The organism is Flavobacterium taihuense (assembly GCF_019351435.1).
GTDB lineage: Bacteria > Bacteroidota > Bacteroidia > Flavobacteriales > Flavobacteriaceae > Flavobacterium > Flavobacterium taihuense.
On sequence record NZ_JAHWYN010000006.1, the window covers coordinates 70,302 to 87,043 of the forward strand.

The 16,742-nt window shown below is 37.9% G+C and carries 22 protein-coding genes; 8 read left to right on the forward strand and 14 right to left on the reverse strand.

Annotation, left to right across the window (positions count from 1 at the left end):
• Nucleotides 1-545: 545 nt before the first annotated feature.
• The 8 genes from KZH69_RS08315 to KZH69_RS08350 are packed head-to-tail and all read left to right on the forward strand — an operon-like array spanning nucleotide 546 to nucleotide 6,026.
• Nucleotides 546-923, forward strand: a complete 378-nt coding sequence (locus tag KZH69_RS08315) for a single-stranded DNA-binding protein (RefSeq protein ID WP_219316974.1) — start codon at nucleotides 546-548, stop codon at nucleotides 921-923.
• Between the two features lie 45 nt (nucleotides 924-968).
• Nucleotides 969-2,042: a DUF932 domain-containing protein gene (locus tag KZH69_RS08320; RefSeq protein WP_219316975.1), complete on the forward strand. Its 1,074-nt coding sequence runs from the start codon at nucleotides 969-971 to the stop codon at nucleotides 2,040-2,042.
• 51 nt (nucleotides 2,043-2,093) lie between these two features.
• Entirely contained in the window at nucleotides 2,094-2,489 is a 396-nt protein-coding gene (locus KZH69_RS08325; RefSeq protein ID WP_219316976.1) for a hypothetical protein, read from the forward strand.
• Between the two features lie 43 nt (nucleotides 2,490-2,532).
• Nucleotides 2,533-3,069 carry a PRTRC system protein E gene (locus KZH69_RS08330; protein WP_219316977.1) on the forward strand — a complete coding sequence of 179 codons (537 nt, stop codon included), beginning with the start codon at nucleotides 2,533-2,535 and terminating at the stop codon, nucleotides 3,067-3,069.
• Nucleotides 3,070-3,086: 17 nt separating this feature from the next.
• A complete protein-coding gene (locus KZH69_RS08335) occupies nucleotides 3,087-3,305 on the forward strand; it encodes a PRTRC system protein C (protein ID WP_219316978.1) in 219 nt (72 codons plus the stop codon).
• 14 nt (nucleotides 3,306-3,319) lie between these two features.
• Nucleotides 3,320-4,498, forward strand: coding sequence for a hypothetical protein (locus KZH69_RS08340; RefSeq protein WP_439649432.1), 1,179 nt, complete (start codon nucleotides 3,320-3,322; stop codon nucleotides 4,496-4,498).
• A complete protein-coding gene (locus KZH69_RS08345) occupies nucleotides 4,495-5,217 on the forward strand; it encodes a PRTRC system protein B (protein ID WP_219316979.1) in 723 nt (240 codons plus the stop codon). Before KZH69_RS08340 ends, KZH69_RS08345 begins: the two co-directional genes overlap by 4 nt.
• Nucleotides 5,217-6,026: a PRTRC system ThiF family protein gene (locus tag KZH69_RS08350; protein ID WP_219316980.1), complete on the forward strand. Its 810-nt coding sequence runs from the start codon at nucleotides 5,217-5,219 to the stop codon at nucleotides 6,024-6,026. Before KZH69_RS08345 ends, KZH69_RS08350 begins: the two co-directional genes overlap by 1 nt.
• Nucleotides 6,027-6,422: 396 nt before the next feature.
• Here KZH69_RS08350 and KZH69_RS08355 read toward each other — a convergent pair whose 3' ends face one another.
• From KZH69_RS08355 to KZH69_RS08420, 14 genes are all read right to left on the reverse strand, one after another.
• Complete coding sequence (locus KZH69_RS08355; protein WP_219316981.1) at nucleotides 6,423-7,667, reverse strand: MFS transporter; 1,245 nt, start codon at nucleotides 7,665-7,667, stop codon at nucleotides 6,423-6,425.
• Between the two features lie 22 nt (nucleotides 7,668-7,689).
• On the reverse strand, nucleotides 7,690-8,103 hold the full coding sequence (locus tag KZH69_RS08360; RefSeq protein ID WP_219316982.1) for a DsrE family protein: 414 nt from the start codon (nucleotides 8,101-8,103) through the stop codon (nucleotides 7,690-7,692).
• A 2-nt stretch (nucleotides 8,104-8,105) separates the two neighbouring features.
• A complete protein-coding gene (locus tag KZH69_RS08365; protein WP_219316983.1) occupies nucleotides 8,106-8,453 on the reverse strand; it encodes a DsrE/DsrF/TusD sulfur relay family protein in 348 nt (115 codons plus the stop codon).
• Nucleotides 8,454-8,472: 19 nt separating this feature from the next.
• Entirely contained in the window at nucleotides 8,473-9,579 is a 1,107-nt protein-coding gene (locus KZH69_RS08370) for an MBL fold metallo-hydrolase (protein ID WP_219316984.1), read from the reverse strand.
• Between the two features lie 67 nt (nucleotides 9,580-9,646).
• Nucleotides 9,647-10,210 (reverse strand): Crp/Fnr family transcriptional regulator, encoded by a 564-nt coding sequence (locus tag KZH69_RS08375; protein WP_219316985.1) that lies wholly within the window; start codon nucleotides 10,208-10,210, stop codon nucleotides 9,647-9,649.
• A 230-nt stretch (nucleotides 10,211-10,440) separates the two neighbouring features.
• Nucleotides 10,441-10,881, reverse strand: a complete 441-nt coding sequence (locus KZH69_RS08380; RefSeq protein ID WP_219316986.1) for a DUF3872 domain-containing protein — start codon at nucleotides 10,879-10,881, stop codon at nucleotides 10,441-10,443.
• 10 nt (nucleotides 10,882-10,891) lie between these two features.
• A complete protein-coding gene (locus tag KZH69_RS08385) occupies nucleotides 10,892-11,452 on the reverse strand; it encodes a conjugal transfer protein TraO (RefSeq protein ID WP_219316987.1) in 561 nt (186 codons plus the stop codon).
• Nucleotides 11,453-11,479: 27 nt separating this feature from the next.
• A complete protein-coding gene (gene traN, locus KZH69_RS08390; RefSeq protein WP_219316988.1) occupies nucleotides 11,480-12,373 on the reverse strand; it encodes a conjugative transposon protein TraN in 894 nt (297 codons plus the stop codon).
• 25 nt (nucleotides 12,374-12,398) lie between these two features.
• Complete coding sequence (gene traM, locus KZH69_RS08395) at nucleotides 12,399-13,727, reverse strand: conjugative transposon protein TraM (RefSeq protein ID WP_219316989.1); 1,329 nt, start codon at nucleotides 13,725-13,727, stop codon at nucleotides 12,399-12,401.
• On the reverse strand, nucleotides 13,714-14,001 hold the full coding sequence (locus KZH69_RS08400; RefSeq protein ID WP_219316990.1) for a nitrogen regulatory IIA protein: 288 nt from the start codon (nucleotides 13,999-14,001) through the stop codon (nucleotides 13,714-13,716). Before KZH69_RS08400 ends, traM begins: the two co-directional genes overlap by 14 nt.
• 19 nt (nucleotides 14,002-14,020) lie before the next feature.
• Nucleotides 14,021-14,479, reverse strand: a complete 459-nt coding sequence (locus tag KZH69_RS08405) for a hypothetical protein (RefSeq protein WP_255557694.1) — start codon at nucleotides 14,477-14,479, stop codon at nucleotides 14,021-14,023.
• On the reverse strand, nucleotides 14,460-15,083 hold the full coding sequence (gene traK / locus KZH69_RS08410; protein WP_219316992.1) for a conjugative transposon protein TraK: 624 nt from the start codon (nucleotides 15,081-15,083) through the stop codon (nucleotides 14,460-14,462). Before traK ends, KZH69_RS08405 begins: the two co-directional genes overlap by 20 nt.
• 24 nt (nucleotides 15,084-15,107) lie before the next feature.
• Nucleotides 15,108-16,100 (reverse strand): conjugative transposon protein TraJ, encoded by a 993-nt coding sequence (gene traJ, locus KZH69_RS08415; RefSeq protein ID WP_219316993.1) that lies wholly within the window; start codon nucleotides 16,098-16,100, stop codon nucleotides 15,108-15,110.
• A gap of 3 nt (nucleotides 16,101-16,103) precedes the next feature.
• Entirely contained in the window at nucleotides 16,104-16,733 is a 630-nt protein-coding gene (locus KZH69_RS08420) for a DUF4141 domain-containing protein (protein WP_219316994.1), read from the reverse strand.
• Nucleotides 16,734-16,742: the final 9 nt, after the last annotated feature.

Here is a 16,742-nt window from a genome sequence, read left to right on the forward strand (position 1 = left end):
AATGTAAGTAAAATATGTTTTTTAACAAGAATAACGATTTAATTTTTTTAATAAAAGTGAATCAAAAGTCTCAAAAGACGATTTGTAAATAGTATTTGGCAGCGGCGTTAGTTTTATATCATGGTAGTTCTTTACTCTTATAGCTCAGTACATTATTTGATCTCTATTGCATTTGTACCGTATAATCATAGTGCTTCCCTATCCTTTTTTGTATTCAAAAACCAGTATGCTTTTGTCTTATTTCACGAGCAAAGGTAACTCCGTGTTCTTAACGCAATAGCAAGGCCTAGTCCTTCAGATTTGATAAAAAATCTCCACCCATGCGGGTTGTATTTTTTATCAAAGCCTTGCTATTGCTAAACGCTCACCTTTTTATGCTCATGAAACAAAACATAGCATACTCCGGCTCTTTAAACGAATAAAAAAAATGTCAGCAATGAGAAATAAAATATTAACAATGGTAATGATGAAACAAAACAGCACCTCCACTCATTGCCAAATAAATAAATTTTCAAAAAAAATAATTCATTAAAAAAGTAGAAATCATGAACATCATTGGAAGAGTGACAAAAGATGCGCAGGTACGCACATTGTCAAACAGCAAACAGGTAGTAAATTTTTCAGTAGCCATCAACGACAGCTACCGAAATAAAGCGGGCGAACGTATAGAGCAGACAACCTACTTTGATTGTGCTTACTGGCTTAGCTCAAAAGTAGTAAATATACTCGCGAAAGGCACTCTTGTGGAACTCACAGGCAGAGTAAGCGCAAGAGCGTGGACAGGCAATAACGGAGAAGTGTATGCAGGTCTGAACTTCAATACCTCGCAAATTAAATTGCACGCAGGAGGTAAAAAATCCGAAACGGTACAAACTGCCACGGAAATCAATAATAACAAAGCGGAGAACGACCTCCCATTTTAACTGTAGGTTTTTAAACAATTTTTAAACTTTTTAAATCATTTTATCATGGCACATAATATCAATTTCAATGAGAGTACAGGGCGTTATTCATTTTTCAGCGTTCAGCAAAAAGCGTGGCATAATTTAGGTCAAATTGTAGAGGACTATCCAACAAGTTCGGAAGCCATAAAACACGCAGGGTTAGACTATGAAGTCATTAAAACACCTTTATATACCAAAGGCTCGGGCATTATCGAAACTTCAAATGGTATAGAGATAGGCAACAACGAATTGGAAGTACCTAACTATTTTGCCAATATCCGCACTGATAACAATGCCGTATTGGGTGTGGTGGGCAAAGACTATCACATCGTACAAAACCGTGAGGCATTCAATTTCTTTGATGCTATTGTAGGCGGTGGCGAGGGAATATTGTATGAAACCGCAGGGGCATTGGGACAAGGCGAACGCATATTTATCACCGCCAAACTGCCCGACTATATCCGAGTGGGCAATGGCGATGATGTTACAGAAAAATACATTTTTCTAACTACTTCGCACGATGGCAGTGGAAGCATCACAGCAGCCTTCACTCCTATCCGTATTGTCTGTCAAAATACCCTTAACGCCTCGCTTCGTAATATGAGCAACGTGGTACGCATCAAACATACTTCGGGAGCAAAACAGCATTTGGAAAATGCCCACAAACTTATGGGCTTGGCAGATACCTTAAGCACACAGTTAGAGGGAATATTCAACCATTGGGCTAAAGTAAAAGTTACTGACCAAGAAGTAAAAAAACTAATCCAATTAGCTCTTTGTCCGAATAAGGAAACATTGGATTTGCTTAAAAAGGGTGCGGAAGATGAAGTTTCCACCGTGTTCAAAAATGTGGTGCAGGATGCCTTTGCTTACGCTATGACAAGCGACACTCAACAAATGGACACCACCAAAGGCACATTGTTCGGGGCGTACAATGCTGTGACTGGCTACTACCAAAATGTTCGCAGTTACAAAGATGATGAAGCCAAGTTACAAAGTATTGTAATGGGGGGAACGGCACAGCTAAAGTCTCAAAAGGCTTTTGAACTATGCACCTCTTTTGCAACAGACGGAGCGGAAATCTTAAATTTTAATTAAATAACCATGGGCTATCGCCTTGAATGGTGATAGCCTCTAAAAGCAACAACTATGAATATCGGAATTATAACCTATAGGAGATACGATGAAAGAATACTGCTAAATTGGAATTTCAACTTATCAGAACTGTTCAATATTATATTGAATGACAAAGATTTTGTCCGCTTTGAAATCTATGACAGAAATAATATCCTATTACTGTCAACATACTATCCTAATGTTGAACAAAAGGGGGTATATATCGAAATTGTCAATATTAAAAAAGAGAAAGAAATTACAGGAATTACGTATGATGCATTCAGAACACCATCAACTATCCGCAGGATAAAAGTACGTTGGAACGTAAACGGTAGAAGGTTCAGAACGAAGAAAGGAGCCCTTGAGTATGTTTATTGGGCAAACAGAAGGGCAACTTTGAAAATTGAGTCGTTCGTTGACCGTAGATAGTCTTAAAAAAGAACCATTAAACAACAATTAAATTTTTAGAACGATGAACACAAATTTTTTCAATCAGATAGCGCAAATGGGCATTACAGGAGATTTACAACTCACTATTTCAAAGGGCATAGAAAACAATCTTATTGTTTCCATTATGCTTCAAAATGAGCAATGTGGCGATGACGCAAAACAACTGATACCACCACTTAATCTAAGGGGAACGGCAGAAGAATTGGACGAGGGATTTTTTCAGCAGATAACAGCTCCTTTGCAAACCGCTTCAGGTTTAATGGTAAATATGGAAGCCTTTATGAAACAATTGGAAGAAGCTAAAAAGCAATCGGCAATGGAAAAGGAAAAAGGAGAAAAAGAGAAAAAGGAACAGGAAGCCAAAGACAAGAAATTTAAAGAGGGAATGGCAAAAGCGGACGAATTGGAAAAAGAGGGTAAGTTCCGTGAAGCATGGATGAAAGTACCCGAAATTACCGATTACCCCGAAAAGGCAGATGAGATACGCAAACGTAAATCGCAACTATCAAACCAATTTTCTTCAACAGGTCTGTTTGCGACTGAACAATCTACCGTTTAACACAAAATCCAAGAGTTATGTTATTAGCAACACAGTTAGAACGAGTATTTATACTGAAAGATAAAGGACAGGACATCATACTCACCGACCCCGAACCACGTTGGAGTGTGGAAACGGTATTGAATTTTTATGCCAATACGTATCCCATACTAACCACCGCAAAAATATCTGCCCCCATTATCCGTGATGATAGGATAGAATACAAATTGGAGAGCGTAATGGGAACGAAAGGTTAAACTAAAAATCAAAAATGATGAACTATGCAACGCAATATAGTATCGGGAACTATCAGCATACCCCAGCAGAAAACACAACGGCAACTGCACCAACAATTAGGCGAGTTCGCACAATGGATGCAAAGAGCCAAAGATGCAGACGAGGTACGGAAAGACAAACAGAAATCTGTACCGATAGCAATGCTTCCGATGGTTTTTTAAAGTGTGTGTTTCTGCCTAAACTGAAAACAGTGCAATCCGCACAGGCTTGTAAGAAAACAGCAAAAACGGAGAGGGATTTTTACAAGTCCCTTTCCCAACTTGCAGAACATTACGGCATTGAACCGTTACAAACGAAAGGTTATGGCTATCCCTATAATATGACTTTGGCTATGTGGGATGCTGAAACCAAGTTAAAAATAAACAATGTCAATTGGGATAATTTACGTTTGGTACAGAATAGTAAGAAAACATTTTTTACGAGCGAAGAACGATACAGCACAGGTACAACCCTGTACTATATTCCAATTGCGCCACTCTTTCAAATGCTCAATGACCCAAAGCGTAAAAAGACGGCTCAATTGCTTGTTTCAGTTTGCAGTTATCTGTACCATATTGCCGATATACCGTATTACAGACAGGAAAACAGCTATTTATATTGGCTGTACGAAATGATGAACGATTGGGTTGAACAGGATGATTATACCGAAGAAACGGAAAGCTATATTGCTGAGATTGTAAAAGCCGAATGGATAGGCGAACGAATAGAACAAAAACTTTTCAACCGCATTAATTTACAGGTATTTGAACAGCGTTTAAACAACTTCAAAACCCGTGACACATTCGACCAAGAATGCCAAAAAGTGGCTTGCAATGCCTTTGCCCTTTATGCCCAATATCCGCACGAGAGCATTTTCCGAAACGCACCAAGACCCGAAGAAGACCCCTACAATGATGAAAACGACTCCGAAACCGTTGGAATGGAAAAATACATCTCCTTTATAGCTGATACTACAGGCTGGTTGTATGAGAGACTTGCAGACAGTATTAACAATGAGTTTAACGAGTATGGAGCAATGGAAGAACCGACCATTTGCAAACGCTTTGACGGAAGCAACATTACACAAACCAATCTTGATTTTGAGAACCGCCTGTTTGCCCTTTTGGACGAACTCTGCACATTACTGTATGATTATAAAACGACAAGAAAATGAACAATATAAACGACATAACCGAGAATTTTGGAACGCTTTACCACCCAAAATCGGCATTGGTTTTTTACCAAACCAAAGGAACGAATACCAATATGTACGTGGAGCATTTTGATATGGACAAAAATGGAAATCCTATCAATGCACATCCATTAAGCGTAAATGAAGCTAAAGTATTGGCAAAGGCTTTACACACCGATAAAGAAAAGGACAAAACCTTTTTAAAGCCAAAAGGAATTTTGCTGACCAATATACTGCACATTAATCCGAGCGAAAAAGGCACGGTGCTTTGGTACACCAAAGCACAGGAACAGCAATTATATTTTGTAAACGGTTTGGGCATACCCAACGGCAAAGCGTATGTACCGCCAATGCTTTGGTATGCCAGTAAAAATAGCCTTGCGGTATTTGCTCTTGCAACTGACAGAAGACCAACAGAAAAGACATTATTGTATTATGCTCCTTTCTTCAATATTTATGAAGACGGTAAAGTATGTATGGGAACTGTAAGTATAGATATTAAAAATTCCGCTTCCGTAGAGGAATTTACAACAGCTTGGGAAAACTACTTTTTTAACAGCTATTTCAGCCATTTATTAGGAAAACAAAATCCCATAAAAGGGAATTGCGTAAACCTTTGGAAAAAACTGATTGAAACACGCGAAATATTTCCTAAAGAGACGTTAAAAAAGAATAACAAAACCCTTAAAAACCTTTTGTGATGAATACCGAGAAACTAAAAGTACATTTTACAGATAACTATCTGATAAGCCCAACCAATCCCATTGCGGTAAACTTAATCGGTGCAGGTGGCACAGGCTCAAAAGTTTTGACCGCTTTAATGGAAATAAACCATAGCTTAATCGAATTGGAACACGCAGGGCTACGTGTCCGTCTATGGGATGATGATATTGTGACCAATGCGAATTTAGGGAGACAGCGTTTTGCTGAAAGTGAAACAGGGTTATACAAATCCGTTGCACTCATCAACCGTGCAAACCGCTTTTCAGGGACAAATTGGAAAGCCGAAACCGCAAAGTTTGAAAAGGACAGTTTGGGCAGAATACCCGAAGAAGCACAGGCAACTATTTACATTACCTGCGTTGACAATGTACAGGCGAGGTTTGGCGTCGCCGAAATATTGAAAGAAGTAAGCAACCGCAGACACCACAGGGACGAACCAAAATATTGGTTGGATTTTGGCAACAGCCAGCATACAGGACAAGTGTTACTATCCACCATAGGAAACATTCACCAGCCCAATTCGGAGAAATACGAAACGGTGGCAAACCTGCCAATGATTACGGAAGAATTTGGAGAATTATTGAAGCAGTCCGAACAAGAGGATGACACACCAAGTTGTAGTTTAGCGGAAGCATTGGAGAAACAGGATTTGTTTATCAATTCCTCTTTAACCCAGATGGGATGTTCGCTTTTATGGAGCTTGTTTCGACATGGTATGACACCGTACAGGGGATTTTTTCACAATCTGAAGGACTTTCGTACCCATCCCATAAAAGTCGCCTTATAGCCCAAATCGGGCGGCAAAAAGACATTCCCTCCTATGGTCGGGACAGTCTTTTTGCGTCAAATCGGTACAGCCAGTTTGCCAAAATGCCCCCACGCAAACGTCCTCACTTCACATTTTATCAAACAGGCTGTAATCAGATTTCTAAGGGATATTCATTATCCCTTTCGTTGTTTTAGGGAACTTCTTTTCTTTCCACATAAGCGGCCAAAGAAAAGAAGCAAAAGAACGCCGCTTTGGACTTACTCATCCTTACTGCTTTCTTTCATGAGTTCACAAGAAAATAAAGCAGCAAATAAACCTTCTGTAATTTGTAATACTATCTGATCATTTTTAATGTATCATTAAATCTCAATGACACATTATCCCAATTGATATGAAGTAAACAAAGATGTGAGTTTAGAAATATTTTTTTAAAAGTCTTTTAGAAGTTATTTTACAAGACATTCTATAAATAATAATTGTTGCAGAAATAATAGTTAATACACCAATAAAACCAATTGAAAACTCAATGTTGAATATGTTTGTTAAAACACCAGTCAATATAGCACCAATAACATAACCGAAATCTCTCCAAAAGCGAAATACGCCAATACTTTTTGCTCTTTGTTCTGGATTTGTGTTTTCGGCAATACTCGATAAAAATGTTGGATATAAAATTGCTGTTCCAATTCCTAATAAGACTGAAATAGTTACAAAATGAAAAATTGATGTTGAGAAAACCAAACATACTATGGCTAAACCTTGTAACAACATTCCCCAAAACAGCAAATCCCTTTTGCAATAGATATCCGAAAGTTTTCCTGTTATTAGTTGTCCTAAACCCCAAACAATTGGATAAGTGGCTGTAATTATTCCAATATTAGCAATACCAAATCCTCGTTGTGCTAATAAAATTGGAATTATACCCCAAATCATTGCATCATTTAAATTATTTATTAATCCTGCTTGAGTTACAGAGCCCAAATTTTTGTTTAACCAACTTGTTTCTGTAAAAGTGTTTTTTAATAGAGGAATTGTATTGTTTATTTCTGTTTCTTTTTTAACGTGTCCGGCAGTATCTTTTACAAAAAACCACGTTAATAACGTTCCTAGGATTACAATTATAATTCCTAAATAAAAAGGATATGGTCTTACTCCATAATTATCAGCTATTATACTTGTCGTGAAGGCAACAAGTCCTAAAGTTCCGTAGCCTGCAAATTCATTCAATCCCATTGCAAAACCACGCTGTTTTTCGCCAACTAAATCCATTTTCATTACCACTGTACTAGACCACGTTAATCCTTGATTGATACCTAATAAAATATTTGCAAATAAAATCCAGTTCCAATTATTGGCATAAATAAGAATAAAAGGGACAGGAATTCCAATTATCCAACCATACAAAAGCAGTTTTTTTCTGCTAAATTTATTGGCTAATGCTCCTGCAAAATAATTGGTTATTGCTTTAAATAATCCAAATAATATGATGAATGATAAAATGATAGAAGTTGAAGAAAGATTAAACTCTTTTTCTGCAATTTCAGGTAATAATGTTCTTTCTAAACCTATCATTCCTCCAACAAGTGCATTGATGATAACCAATAACCAAAACTGTTTCCAATTTTCTTTTAATCCTAATTTAATGTTTTCTGTGTACATAGGTTATTTTTAAAAGAACGCTTTAAAACGTCATCACTATTTTATTTTTTCTAACTAGTTCATATAGGTCTCCCATTGAAGAAAACTTGCATACTTTTGGGTCTTTATTATTTCTGCTTTCTAAACAAGTGCCACACCCCAAGATAATACCACCATTGTCTAAAAAAGTATTAGCCTGTTCTTTTAAATCTTTTTCTGTCTTTATTAGATTATCTAATTCAACTCCTTTACCCAAGAGAAAAACACTTACTGTATCTCCTTGGTTTTTAGAAAAATTTGCAAAACGAATTGCATTCCAAACTGTTTCAACATCATTAGAATAAATAACAATTCCAATAGTTGTGGGAGTATAGGCTTTAGCCGTATTTTCTGTACATTGTGAATAGCTATTGAAGGCAAATAGCGCCATCAATATAAACGTAAATATTTTTCTCATTCTTAAAAAGTGATAATTTTATCTGCATTAATAATTAAGTCTGCATATTCCGCCATATTGCTAATCTCAACACCTTCAATATGACTTATGTTTCCTCTTGCTTCCATACAGCTTTTGCAAACTTTTATAGATGCTTTTTTATTAATTAATTCTTCTATAAGTTCTCCTGCATTGTATTTTGTGGCTGAAGGTTTTTGATTTTGAATTATTGAACCAATTGCATCAGCAAATAGAAAATAACTTACCTGAACATCTTTTACTTGATTCAGTAATTGAATCCCTGTACGCAATCCATTATATGACTTTTCGTTTGAATATGGGCCTTCATTTAGTATTATTAGAATTTTCATCTTTATAAATGTTTTATAGTTAAGAAATGGCACATCTATTTGCTCCTGCTTCTAAATCAATAGAATTAACATCGCTAAAGTCTCCTTTTAGATTCAATTCAACAATTGATAAATAATTGGTTGGCGTTGGCGGAATACGTTGCAAAATGGTATCAGTAAAATCCTTTTCATCCAATTGTAACATCGCTACATTGTTTTTCACAAAACCAATAGTGGTTTGAATGGGTTGATTATCAAAATCAACGGGTTGACTGGTATGAGATGGCAAAACAATAACACTATCTTCAAGCGATAAAAGGGTTTGCAATGATTGATAAAGCTTTTTTGCTTTTTCTAATGCTTCGTCGTTATTGGCTTTTAAATCGGGTCTTCCTACACCATTTGTAAATAGAGTGTCGCCGGACAATAACACTTTTTCATCAATTAGAAATACAGTGCTTTCCAAGGTGTGTCCGGGAGTTTTTATCGCTTTGATTTTGATGTCTCCTAATTCGAAAATTGTATTATTGGTTATTGGTTCAAACTCAAAAGTTACCTTATTTGGATATGGAAGAAATAAGGGAACTGTATTATTTTCTGCTAATTGTTTTGATCTTGAAATATGATCTGCGTGGATATGCGTTTCAATAACGTATTTTAGAGTAAGATTTTGTTGTTCTAAAATTTGCTGGTAAACTTCAACTGATAGCGAAGCATCAACAATAATTGCTTCATTATTGGAAACTATGATATAAGAAAGACATCCTTTTCCTGTTCGTCTTAATTGTATGATTTTAAAATTAGGAAAAGTAATTTTAGCAGTATTCCAGGATAAACTCCAAGCTTTCATTCCACCTTCTAAAGAATAGGCATCAAAACCTTGGTTTTGCAATATTTCAGCTCCAATTAAACTAGTTTTACCCCCTGCACAAATTACAACTACAGGAATGTTTTTTTGAAGATGTAGTCCTTGAAAAGCTGATTTATCATTTGCTTTTAATTTATCGTAAGCATTAATATGGATGCTTTGTGGAATATACCATTCTGCTCGTTCTTGGATGGGGCGAATATCAATTATAGAAACCTCTTTTTCTGTTTCTAACCAATCCCGAAGTGTTTCTGTATTAATTGTTTTTATATGTGTCATTTTGATTTATTTTATTTTACAAAATTCAACACTTAAAAACACTAATCCTTTAACATATGATAAATAATTACTTAATCGCTCTTATTCTACTCAAACTAACTTGGGTAATTCCTAAATAAGATGCAATATGTTTTAGAGGAACTTTTTTTAAAATATTTGGTTCTTCAGATATTAAAGCATTATATCTTTCTTCGGCTGAATGAAATTGAATTCCTTCGATTCTATTTACAGTATCTACATAAGCAACTTCAAATATTTTTCGAAATAATCGTTCAATTTCAGGATAGGTGTCATACAATTTAAAAAGTTGAGTGGCATTTATAGCTACTATTTCACTGTCTTCTAGAATTTGGATTGCTTTTCGGGATGGATTTCCTGTAAATAAACTCTCCACTCTTGCTATAATATTGTTTTCAAAAGCGAAGCTTTCTGTAATGTCAATTCCATCTTTGTAATAATAAATTCTTGCAGTTCCTTTGTTTATATAATAAATAGTCTTGCAAGTATGTCCAAAGGTTTGTAATTCTTGATTTTTTTTGATTTTTACAATTGAACATATTTCAGTAATAGCATTTTCAGCTTCTTTTGAAAGTGGATTGTATTTACTAAAGTATTGAAAAAGCAAAGTCATAATTAAATTTCTTTCAAATTTATGAATCTAAATTCTTAAAATATATCAATTATAATTTTATTATTAATTTCTCGTCTACTGTTGTAAGTTGTACACTGCACATTTATTAGAATTTTAATAATGCTATTTTTAAATTAATATTATTGTATTGAGAAAAATTAAAGTAATGATTTAAAAACTAATCGTAAAAAATTGACCTGCAGTATTTCAGCAGGCCAATTTAATTTATATTAATCACTGCTGTTTAACTGAAAACTTAGTTGCTTTTCGTTCCCGAAATTATCTGAAATCCATACTTCAAAGGATTGGGAGACGGTGGAGTTCGAAGTATAATACAGCCTGAATTGTTTCGTTGGTAATTGGTACAAATCGTTGGGCAGATACGGTAGCTCATCATAATACTGCAAAGTTCCTTGTCCATCAAACTGAAAGTAGCGAAGATAGTATTTCGTGTTAGTATAACTATAGGTTGTCTCTATCTTCATCCTGATCTCCAATGTATTGCCATTAGAAATTTCTTTAGGAATGGGCATCACCTTCACTTCAAAAGGGAAATCATTTTGTATTTCAAGTTCGTCTTTACTGCAGGACGTAACGGAACTTATCAGGATCGCCAGTAATACAAATATTGGCAGTAATCTTATTCTGAATTTATTGAAAAATGCTATCATTTTTTATATTTTAAAAGTTAAACCTCAATCCCACACCCGCTGAAGGTCGGAACTGTTCCAGATCCGTACCCCACAAAACTTTTGTCCCCCCTTGAAGAATCAGTACAAAACGGTCGGACAAGTATATTTCAAAAGACAGTCGTCCTCGTGTTCCGTAAATGAAATTATCCTCACTCAATATTTTTGCACCGTCATACAGCAAAGTTTCACCGCGGTTAATGCTTTCATAACCCAGTACACCAGTTATTGCTGCATTCAAGGTGATGTTCTTACAGGCATCCCCCATCAGAAAGAAACTGTAACCGCTTTCAGCTGTGTAGGTTTCCTGTGGTAAGCGGATATCTTTATACTTATCATACTGATGTGTATATTCCAAAGCCCAAAGCTGATAATTGCCATTCTTACCGTTTATGGTCATACCAATATTAAGATAGTAGTTTCTCCCGGAATGGTCATCGGATAAGGTTCCTGCATTTATTTCTAGTCCTTTCTGTTTAGGCAGCATGCGTTGTGCCTGCGCAATAGTGATGCCCAAAAGTGCAAGCACCATCATATAGATATACTTTTTCATTTTTCTATTATTACTTTTAATGGATTATTAAAATTTCAGATGCATATCGTTAATCAAACGAGCCTTAATCAAATCGGAATTTTCTACCTGCAGCGTTTGATGTCTGCCACCGTTCTTCTCAAAAATCTCAATTAGCAACATCTTGTCATCGGCAATGGTAAACTGATCCAACAGGAACACATTCTGCTCGGTTGTCTTTCCGCCAATCTCGCCCAGTGGCTTGTAAGTGCGTAGAGGTATCATTGGTCTTTCCTGTACCGCGGTTCGCTTTGCAATTTTTTTGTCTACTACTTTGAAATTGATAAAATCAGTCTGGAAAGGAACATTGGTACGGTTTGCGAGTTCCGTATGGAAATAGTATTTACCATTATGGATATAAATTCCCTTCAGAATAAACTGTATGCCGAAACTTTTCGCCCCGATATGCTTTACAATACGGTTATCGTTTTTGTAAATGGTTTCCAGTAACAAACCTGCCAAAGACGGTGAGTTGTTTCCCAGCTCTTCAAAAAGCACATCGTTTCCGCCTGCTTTATCCACTGCCTTTTGCATCGTCATTAGGTCATAACTCAACACCTGCGGGCATGAACTGTAATGCACATTGAAGCTGTAAAAGCGGCCGTCATTGGTAATCACCGAAAAATTGGTTTCCGGTTCAAACGTTTTTACTGACGCTTTTACACGAAGTACATTTTCGGCATCTTCTGCTTTTCCTGCCATCAGGTATTCACTGCCCAAATCCACATAGCGGATAGCGGTTGGGAAAATCAGATGCGAAGTCTTGTCATAAGTAACTTCCATAACGTAGGGCTCTATCTTGCCTAAAGCAAGAGGCGTTTTTGCACTGTCTTGTGCAAATGAGGATACGGCAAAGCCGATCATCAGGGCAAATGCCCAATAGGTTCTAAAATGATTTTTCATTGTTTAATTCTATTTGTGTTTAACATTATTTTTTGGAAACAAGGAACAGTTGATGCCCTCCCTTTAAGGTAACTTTCGGTGTCTTTACTTTTTTGGAGAAATAGCCCGAAATTCCCTGAACCACGCCACGACTCAAATCAGCGGCAACCTGTTGTCCTGCTGATTGGGTAAGCATCAGACTCGTACCGGATTGCTGGCTCATATTACCAGCCATCTCGGAAAGGGCATTCATTTCGGGCGAATATGGCACGTACAAACCCTGCTGGCCATCCAGATCATAAATCGTAATATCAACCGGGATGATGTTTCCTTCCAGTTCTATGGAAGTAACTTTGAGCTGTAAACGTCCTCCCTCAAGTTTGGCATTAGCCGTTAAAATTGTTCCTTTGGGAATGGTACGATTAGGGGTTTGGGCAGGTTCCAGTAACCGTAAGCGTACAACGCTTTCCCCTATAATGGTCTGCGTTTCCTGTACACAGGCTTTGATACTGTTCTTGGGTTGTACCACTCGCTCTAAAACACCGGCTGTATAAAAACGGCTGTTCTTTTCTTGACTCCAATCTGCTAAAAAGATGCTGTCACTGGGCTCACGATACAAGGCGGATACAGTGTTCTTTCTAGTAGAAGTGAATCCTGCAAACTGCTCTTTTTGTGTAGAGGAAGAAGACGTGGGAACAGTACCATTGGCAGGTGCAGCTTCTCCCCTATTTGTGCCTAAAGGAAGATATTTGGCAGCCATCTGATAGGATTTCTCCATCAATGCCAATTGGTTATCTACCGTTACTCCCGCAGGAACATCTTTCTCAGCCAGCTTTTCCTTTAATTCCTCCACTTGCTTGCGGAGTTTCTGCGTTTCAGAATTATCGTCCTTATAGAAAGAGCCTAATGTACTCTGCACGTTGCGATAGCTGTTCAAAGCGGGATTACTGTGTTTTCCAGATCCGTTGGCACTACTGTAGCTTTCTTCCTCTTCAGGCAGCTCTTCTTCCAGTTCTCTTTTTTCGTCTGTATTCCAGTAATCCGAAAGTGATAGCAGGTCTTTCCGTTTTTCCTCGTTCTTACGTTCGAGCATTTCCTCCTCGTATGCCTTACCCTTATCTGCAGGCATTCCTTCACCCGTAGCCTGAGGTACAACCTCGTTTAGTCCAATTTTCTCGATTCCTTTTTTCTCGGAAGACGGTTTAAAAATCAGGTATATACAGCCGAGGAACACAACCCCCATCAAACCAAAGATGAGCGGCTTTTTAAGCTTTTGAAATTTGCTCTGGGTGCTGTCTTGCAGTACATCATCGGTTTCTTTCGTGTTACCTTCCGTTACCCGAACAACCGTCTTTTTGTTCTCAATTTCTTTCATAAATCTTATTTTTATAAATTGTTGTTACTGTATCCTGCAATTTTGTAGGACTTTCATTTTTTTTGTGGATGGGGTTCTTGATGTGCTCTATGGCTATATCATTACGGGACCTTGAAGTTTCATACCATACTTTACCAATGACCCCCGCAGTAAGCAGCAGATACCCCACAAAGAAGTACAGCATACATTGATGCTGTTTTTGTATTGGCAATACCCGCCAACGTTCATCCAGCTTGTCAAAGTACCTGTCCATAGTTACTCTTAATTTTTTCATAGCCTTCTAATTTCTTTTGTTATAGTTTGAAACGCTTTGAACTTTTTTCTGCCTCTTGCTTTGGCTCTTCACTAACCAAAGCGATTGAAGCAATTGCTTTGGGTACGGATATTATAGAAAGATCTGTCAAAGCTGTTTTTTTCAGCAGTTGTCCGAAGCCGTCTTTTTTTGCTACCTCCATTGTGTTGAGAGAGAATTTGCCGTTCAGGTATTTTACCCACATACTGCATTCTATACGAGGCTTGTCTTCTCCCGACCATTGCAGATAGCTTGTCAGCAACAATTCCTGTTTAGGCAAATTGTCGGCACCCTTTTGGCAGCTTTCGAGGTATTCACAGATACTGTCTTTCAGCTTTCCGGGATACGCGCCCTGAGTGTGGAAATAACCGCTATATCCTTTTTCGGTAAGGGTTATAGCGAAGGTGTTTAAATCTGAAAATGTTTTCATACGCTTATTTTTAGCGTTCAATAACTTCAATGTCCTTGTTTTCGACCACCGAAAATTTTTCTATATTGAAGCCCTGCGGGTTATTGTCAGAACGGACGGAATTGACCAGATAGCAGGAAGTAACCAGATTACGTTTGGTTACATTGCTGGAACGGATGATGAATTGTTTGGCATAGGTGCGGACCGCATAAGGATAAGTGTCAAAATTGCAGACCACACTATCCACTTCGATACGCTGCTGCACATTACCTGATATAATACGGTTGTAATATCCCTTTTCCGATAGGTCTTTGTAATAATCAAAGGCACTTTTATCGGCAAGATTAAACGCTCGGCTCATATTACTTTCGATAGCATTCTTATCGGGAGCCAGCGTAAAGAACAATTCATGAAAATGTCTTACGTGTTCCCTCCCTTCGACCGGACGGTTGATGGATGCATCCTGTGCAAGTGCCAGCATTAGTGATTTCCCATTGTCCAGTACATAGATTTTTTGGCGTTGTTCTTCTGCAAAGCGGTAGGATTGCCATACGGCATATCCCGCAACGCTTATGCAGAGAACGGCAAATGCAAGGGCGTAGAGTCTTATTTGGCGAAAGCTGTTTTCGATATTTCTTAGCGTTTTAAATTCCATTTTTTACTGATTAATAGTTTTACATTATTTGAGTAACTGTCCGCCGATATTCCCTGCTGCCGAACCGGCTCCGGCTCCAGCAATATTTCCTGCTTTCATGGCTGTTTGGTGGATATTACGCGGAAAGTGTCCTGCGCCGCCAGATTGAATGATCCAGCCTGCTACCGTTGGAATGGTGAAATAACCCACAATGCCGATAATCATAAAAATCACATACACGGTGTTTGAGGTGTCTGGAATGAAAGTTGGATCCGCAAGCATTTCGATATCCCTTTCTATAATCAGGGATTGTATCTTGGCAAGCATGGAGCTGAACAGATCTGCTACGGGTAACCATAGATATACACTAACGTACCGGGTAAGCCATTGCGTAAGCGTGGACTGAAAACCATCCCAAACCGATATGGCAAAGGCAATTGGTCCGAGTATAGACAATACAATCAGGAAGAAAGTACGTATAGTGTCAATCACCAGAGCAGCTGCCTGAAATAAAATTTCCAGTAATTCCCTGAACCAGTTTTTTACCGACTGCTCAATGCTGTACATCCCCCTTTCCATATACATCCCCGACATCGTGGCTAGATCAGTTGGCGTCCAGCCCAGTTCTTCCAGTTTTTTATCGAACTCTTCGTCCGATACCAAATAAGCGTTTTCAGGATTTCGAAGCATTGCTTCCCGTTCCAATAGGTCTTTTTTTGTCTGAAGGTCGTTCAGATCAAGCACCTGATTTTCGAGGATGGCATGTGTCCCTTGTACCACTGGGCTTAACACAGCATTTATGGTTCCCAAAACCATTGTCGGAAAAAACATGATGCAAAGGCCCAAGGCAAAAGGACGCAGTAAAGGGTACATGTCAATCGGCTCTGCCCGGCTTAGTGCCTGCCATACTTTAATAGCTACATAGAATAAGGCTCCTAAACCCGCCACTCCTTTAGCCACTGCCGCCATATCGGCAGACAATGGCAGCATCTCATCATACAAGGAGCGCAGAACCTCATGAAGATTATCAAATTCCATAGCTTACCAGTATTTTTGGTTAGCGGTTCCGTAGAGTTCAAGTACTCTTTTGGTATTGTTCTGCTTTTTTGCCCTAAGAAAGCTTACAGAAATATTTTTATTCGTGTAATAGCGTACAAGGCTGTGATATTCCTTCACTTCTTTGTACACACGGTCAATAATATCCATACGTTCTTTGTCATTCAATGACAAGCTGGAAGAACTTACGATCTGTTTGAGTTCTTTTACAAGTTCGGTACTTTCGTTAAGCAGTGCTGCATAACCATTGGCGATGGCTGTTAATTCCTGAGCAGAAAAGTTGGGGTCGTTCATCATTTTGCCAAAATTCTGCACATACATTTCTGACACATCGCCAACCAGCAGTACTGTCTGCTGTACCTTGCGGGCATCTTTTACAAGATTATTGACAGCCTGCAGCTTATCATAGTATTCTTTGCCCTGCTTATATACTTTTTCCACTTCCTTGAAATTTTTAATAACATTGGATACCGTGGATGAAGTCTGTACAATTTCATTGGCACTGTTAAGAATACCTGAAGCCAGATTTGTGGGGTCTGTAACCACCCATTGGGCTTTTACGGAGGGTGCTACAGCCAACATCAGTACTGTACACACCATAAATAGTTTTTTCATTGTTCTTAG